The organism is Iodobacter sp. (assembly GCF_025352645.1).
Classification (GTDB): domain Bacteria; phylum Pseudomonadota; class Gammaproteobacteria; order Burkholderiales; family Chitinibacteraceae; genus Iodobacter.
Genome location: NZ_JANXSO010000071.1, coordinates 1 through 5,538, shown reverse-complemented (window position 1 = coordinate 5,538; position 5,538 = coordinate 1). Strand labels below are relative to the sequence as shown.

5 protein-coding genes and 1 pseudogene are annotated in these 5,538 nt (G+C 49.0%); 2 read left to right on the top strand and 4 right to left on the bottom strand.

Annotated elements, in window-relative coordinates:
• Together Q0R17_RS08380 and ahpC are read right to left on the bottom strand one after the other, a co-directional pair.
• Positions 1-810, bottom strand: an 810-nt coding sequence (locus Q0R17_RS08380) for a thioredoxin family protein (protein WP_293933950.1), incomplete at its 3' end; no start/stop codon positions are given.
• A 120-nt stretch (positions 811-930) separates the two neighbouring features.
• Positions 931-1,494 (bottom strand): alkyl hydroperoxide reductase subunit C, encoded by a 564-nt coding sequence (ahpC, locus tag Q0R17_RS08375; protein ID WP_293933948.1) that lies wholly within the window; start codon positions 1,492-1,494, stop codon positions 931-933.
• Positions 1,495-1,700: 206 nt separating this feature from the next.
• Between ahpC and Q0R17_RS08370 the strand changes: the two genes are divergently transcribed.
• Entirely contained in the window at positions 1,701-2,288 is a 588-nt protein-coding gene (locus Q0R17_RS08370) for a TMEM175 family protein (protein WP_293933945.1), read from the top strand.
• A gap of 12 nt (positions 2,289-2,300) precedes the next feature.
• Here the strand turns inward: Q0R17_RS08370 and Q0R17_RS08365 are convergent, their stop codons facing one another.
• Together Q0R17_RS08365 and Q0R17_RS08360 are read right to left on the bottom strand one after the other, a co-directional pair.
• Positions 2,301-2,576 carry a YkgJ family cysteine cluster protein gene (locus Q0R17_RS08365; protein ID WP_293933943.1) on the bottom strand — a complete coding sequence of 92 codons (276 nt, stop codon included), beginning with the start codon at positions 2,574-2,576 and terminating at the stop codon, positions 2,301-2,303.
• 30 nt (positions 2,577-2,606) lie between these two features.
• Positions 2,607-5,288, bottom strand: a complete 2,682-nt coding sequence (locus tag Q0R17_RS08360) for a bifunctional acetate--CoA ligase family protein/GNAT family N-acetyltransferase (protein ID WP_293933940.1) — start codon at positions 5,286-5,288, stop codon at positions 2,607-2,609.
• Between the two features lie 152 nt (positions 5,289-5,440).
• On the opposite strand from Q0R17_RS08360, the pseudogene Q0R17_RS08355 reads away from it, so the two are divergent.
• A pseudogene (locus tag Q0R17_RS08355) lies at positions 5,441-5,538 on the top strand (inorganic pyrophosphatase); the annotation flags it as partial.

The following is a 5,538-nucleotide window of genomic DNA, read 5'->3' as shown; positions in this document are numbered from 1 at the left end:
CGCTGTAACCAGCTTTGGCCCTTCGGTTTCTTGCACCGAAATAAAGTTTTCGATACTCATGGTGTCCAGCACCTGTCCACCAAAGCGCTCGGCCACCACACCGGTGCGGATACCTTTACGTGCAGCGTAAACAGCAGCCGCTGCACCAGCTGGCCCACCACCAATCACCAGCAAATCGAACGGTGCTTTAGCAGTGATCACTTCAGCCTGACGATCTGCCGAGCCGGTATCGAGCTTGGCAACGATTTCTTCTACGCCCATCCGGCCTTGACCAAAAGCTTCGCCATTTAGATAAACCGAAGGCACCGACATAATTTGCCTAGCATTCACTTCATCCTGAAATAGCGCACCATCAATCATCACATGGCTAATCTTTGGATTAAGCACCGCGAGTAAATTCAGCGATTGCACCACTTCTGGGCAATTTTGGCAGGTCAGCGAAATAAACGTTTCAAAATGCAGCTCGCCAGGCAGCGCTTTAATTTGCTCAATCAGCGCCGCTTCAATTTTAGGCGGATGTCCACCGACTTGCAGCAAGCCCAGCACCAAGGAAGTAAACTCATGTCCCATCGGAATCCCAGCAAAGCGCACACGCGGCTCTTCGCCGATTCGGGCTATGCAAAAGGAAGGCTTGAGCGCGGCATCATCAAAGCGCAGAGTAATTTTGTCTGAAAGCTCGGTGATTTCTTGCAATAAGCTATTCATTTCTAATGCGGCACTGCTTTCATCTAATGAAGCAATTAGCTCAATTGGGAATTGCAATTTTTCTAAATAGGCAGCGAGTTGAGTTTTGATATTAGATTCAAGCATGATGAATTCTCCGGAATAGTTTTTATTGAAAAAGCGCTTTGCGCATGTTTAGAAAGTGCTTTTGCAATAAAAGCGATAATCGTAGGGCGGGTGTAACCCACCCTACGAATTAATTAGTAATTAAATCTTGCCAACTAAATCAAGCGATGGCGCCAAGGTTGCTGCACCAGGTTGCCATTTAGCAGGGCAAACTTCGCCTGGGTGCTTGGCAATATATTGAGCGGCTTGCACTTTGCGCATCAGCTCAGAAGCAGAGCGGCCAATGCCGTTATCGTGGATTTCGCACAGCTTGATCTGGCCTTCTGGGTTGATCAGGAATGTGCCGCGCAGTGCTAGGCCTTCTTCTTCGATCATCACATCAAAATTGCGAGTCAGCGTGCCGGTAGGGTCAGCCAGCATCGGATAGTTGATCTTTTTGATCGTGTCCGATGTATCGTGCCAAGCCTTGTGGGTGAACTGGGTATCGGTAGAAACCGAGTAAACCTCTACACCCATTTTTTGGAATTCCGGGTAAAAATCAGCCAGATCGCCTAATTCAGTAGGGCAAACAAAAGTGAAATCGGCTGGGTAGAAGAACACAATCGACCACTTGCCTTTCAGATCCGCTTCGCTAACTGAAGTGAATTTACCTGCATGGAATGCGTTAACTTTAAATGGTTTAATTTCGCTATTAATCAAAGACATGGTGTAACTCCTAAGTAGAGAAAGTGTTGTTTGTGAAGCAGTGAAGTCATCTTAACGCCCCTCCCCTCTTAGGTCTAATTGATAGTTTAAATAATGAACATTGTTAAATGCTATTGACTAAAACTATGACAATCCACTAGGTAGCCTAGGGCAGGAAGATGAAATCCGGCTAGAATGACATTTCAATATTCTAGTAAGGGGATGGTATGGGAGCGATAGGCAAGACGCGTTTGGAGGCGTTTAGTGATGGGGTGATCGCCATTATTATCACCATCATGGTATTAGAATTAAAAGTGCCGCATGGCGAGGATGCCCATGCGCTTTTGCCGATGATTCCCATTTTTTTGGGTTATATCTTCAGCTTTATCATGGTGGGGATTTACTGGAATAATCACCACCATTTATTTCATATGGTACACAGAATTAATGGCAGCGTGCTTTGGGCCAATCTACATCTACTGTTTTGGCTGTCTTTAATTCCGGTCACCACGGGCTGGATGCAGGAAAGCCATTTCTCACCACTGGCCGTGGCGCTCTATGGTGTGGTGCTATTTATGGCGGGTATTGCTTGGCCAATTATGATGAATATTCTGATCAAGATTCATGGCTTTGATTCCCCACTGGCCATTGCAATGGGCAAAGATAGAAAAGGCAAAATATCCGTTATTTTGTATGCCGTTGCTATTCCACTGGCCTTTGTTAGCCGCTGGATTGCAATTGGGCTTTATATTGCGGTGGCGGTAATTTGGTTTATTCCAGACCAACGCATAGAAAAAAACTTAGCTCAGGATTAACACTGGCAGGCGCTAAATTTGCAGCAGCGGGATACGCTTTCTTTGCTCCATGCAATCAAAATCGCCCGCCTCATACTCACGGCAAATCCATGGCCTTTGCTCGTAAATCGTACAAAGCATGGTTTGCCGATTGAGCGCTGCGCACCAGCCATCGCTCAGGCGATGCATAATCTCGCCTCCCCATGCATCTTGTTCAATATATTGCGGCGGTACATCGTCGTCACCAGCAATCAGCATCACTTCAAGCTGGCAACAACAGGCTTTGCAAGTACTACAGGATATCGTCATCGTCTTCTCAGCTAAGCTGCACAGCCTCTTTTATAATGTTTTTACCACCCACTTCAGACCATTATCCTCTGGGTGGGTCTGAATGGTGAAGCCAAGGTATTTCATAAACGCCAGCATGGTTTTATTGCTGCTCAGCACTTCACCCTCAATCACCGAGATACCCATATCCCGTGCGGCGGTAAATAGCGCTTCCATCAAGCGGTTACCCAAGCCCTTGCCCTGCCAAGCATCGTCAATCACCACCGCAAATTCGCAGCTGTCTTTATCAGGATTAGCGGTAAAGCGCGCCACACCGATAATTTGCTCGCCCTGCCCTGCCTGCACCGTGGCGGCAATCGCCATTTCTCTGGCGTAATCCAGATGGGTAAAGCGTGCCAGCAGGCTTTGCGGCAGGGATTTAAGCACACTCATATAGCGGTTGTAACGCGTTTCATCCGATAGACGACTGACAAACTGAATCAGTAGTTCGGCATCTTCCGGCCTAATCGGGCGCAATATCATCGGCATGCCGGTTTTGAGCTGGGTGAGCTGCATCAAATGCGATGGATAAGGATGAATCGCCATATGCGCGTAGCGGCGGGCTTTTGGGTCCACCGCAGCCACAATAATGCTGGCATCCACTGCAATCACGCCATTTTCATCGCTAATCAGCGGGTTGATATCCAGCTGCTGAATCTGCGGCAGCTCACACACCATTTCAGAAACGCGCAGCAGTACATTTTTAACCGCCTCGATATTCACCGCAGGCTGGTTTCTAAACGGCTCAAGCATTTTTTTAATGCGGGTACGGCGGATTAAATGCTCGGCCAGATAGCCATTGAGCGGCGGCAAAGAAACGGCGATATCATTAAACACCTCAACCGCAATCCCGCCTGCACCAAAGCTAATGACGGGGCCAAAGGCCGAATCATTGACCACCCCGACCATCAGCTCACGCGCATTTTTTTTGCCGTGCATGGGTTGCACCGTTAGCCCACGCACCCGCTCTACACCTAAGCTATCGTGCGCACGGCCCAGCATTTTATTCGCCTCGGTGGCTACGCTGATTAAGCTGTTCAAATTAAGCACCACACCGTCGATATCGGTTTTATGCATCACATCAATGGCGTCTATTTTCAGCACCACCGGCAGGCCCATACCCATAGCCGCATTCACCGCATCATCAGCGCTATTGGCCCTTACGGTCAGCGCCACCGGAATATGAAACGCCCGCAGCACCGCTTTGGATTCGATTTCATCAAGCATGCTGCGCCCAGAAGCCAGCGCATTATCAATCACCATGCGTGCCGTTTCCATATCCGGCGCAATCCACTCACCCAGCGGCGCAGGCGTTTGCAGCAAGAGCTGCTGGTTATGCTGCCATGCGGCCAAGGAGTAAAACACCTCTACGGCGTGTTCCGGCGCAGAAAAACTAGCACAACCCGCTTTATTCAGTAATTTACGGCTGGCATCAACTTTTTTGCCCCCTATCCATGCCATCAGCAGCGGTTTATCGCTGGTTTTTTTCAGCGCAATCATGGCTTCGGCAGTGCGTAAGTGATCGGTCCCCGCCTGCGGAGTAAACACCACCAACACCCCATCGATATTAGCATCGGCCAACACCGCCTCCACCACCAGCTTAAAGCGCTCAGGGGATGCATCGCCCAGAATATCCACCGGATTATTCCGCCGCGCCTGCGCTGGCAGGTTTTTGGCCAGCCAAGCCACCGTGCTTGCGGTTAATTCGGGCAGCTCCACGTGTAAATCACGCGCTCTATCTACCGCCATCATGCCCGCGCCAATGCCATTGGTGACAATCGCAAGGCGGCGACCCTTAGTTTTAAACGTGCCATTCAGCACTTTGGCAGCAGTAAATAATTGATTAATCGAGCGCAGGCGCAGTACACCGGCGCGTTTTAGCGCGGCATCAAACACATCATCACGGCCAATTAAGCGCTCAGAATGTGTGCGTCCATGCGCGGCAGAAGCGTCGTTATACCGCCCCACTTTTAGCGCCATCACCGGCTTAGAGCGGGCAGCAGCCCGCACCGCCGACATAAAAGTACGTGCCTCTTGTAGGTCTTCGATATACAGCAGAATGCTTTGGGTTTTAGGATCGGCCACAAGGTAATCAAGCACCTCGCCTACATCCACATCGACTGCCGAGCCTAAAGACACCACCGATGAAAACCCCACATCATGCGATTCAGCCCAGTCTAAAATCGCCGAGGTAATCGACGATGATTGTGATACCAGCGCCATGCTGCCGTTTTTAAGCTTGCCCTGATAATTGCCCGCCATCAGCTTAGAGCTAACGCGGCACAGGCCAAATACCGTTGGGCCAATAATCCTTAAACCGTAATGCCGTGCCCGTTCCATGATTTTATCCAGCAGAAGCTGGCTTTTTTTATCTGTGCCAACAAAATCGCAAGACATAATCACAGCGGCTTTAATGCCTTTTTTACCGCATTCTTCTATTAAATCAGGCAGCGTTTTAGCCGGAGTTGTAATGATGACTAAATCCACCACCATTGGCACTTTGGCGATCGATTTAAACGCGGCAATGTCCAAGACCTGCTCGCGATGTAAATTAACAGGGAATAATTTACCGCTGTACCCTCCCTCCAGCACATTGGCAAAGACAGTTGTACCTACTGCCCCTGGCGTTTCAGAGGCACCAATCACGGCTATAGAGCGCGGATCAAATAATGGGGAAAGATAATGTGGCTTCATCGCAGTCAAATCATAAAAGATTGACCCTAGTGTATACCGCCAATGTGTTGGCTGCTGCGTAGGTATTACTTTTATACATAAGCATTTGTACATGGCAGAGCTGCAGGCTTTATAATTGCCGCCGTTCTCAATTGAAACTATGGAATCATCCAATGGACATCAGCAAAATTGCCGCAGGCAAAGATTTACCAAACGATTTCAATGTCATTATCGAAATCCCTGCTAATGCACCCCCAATCAAATATGAATT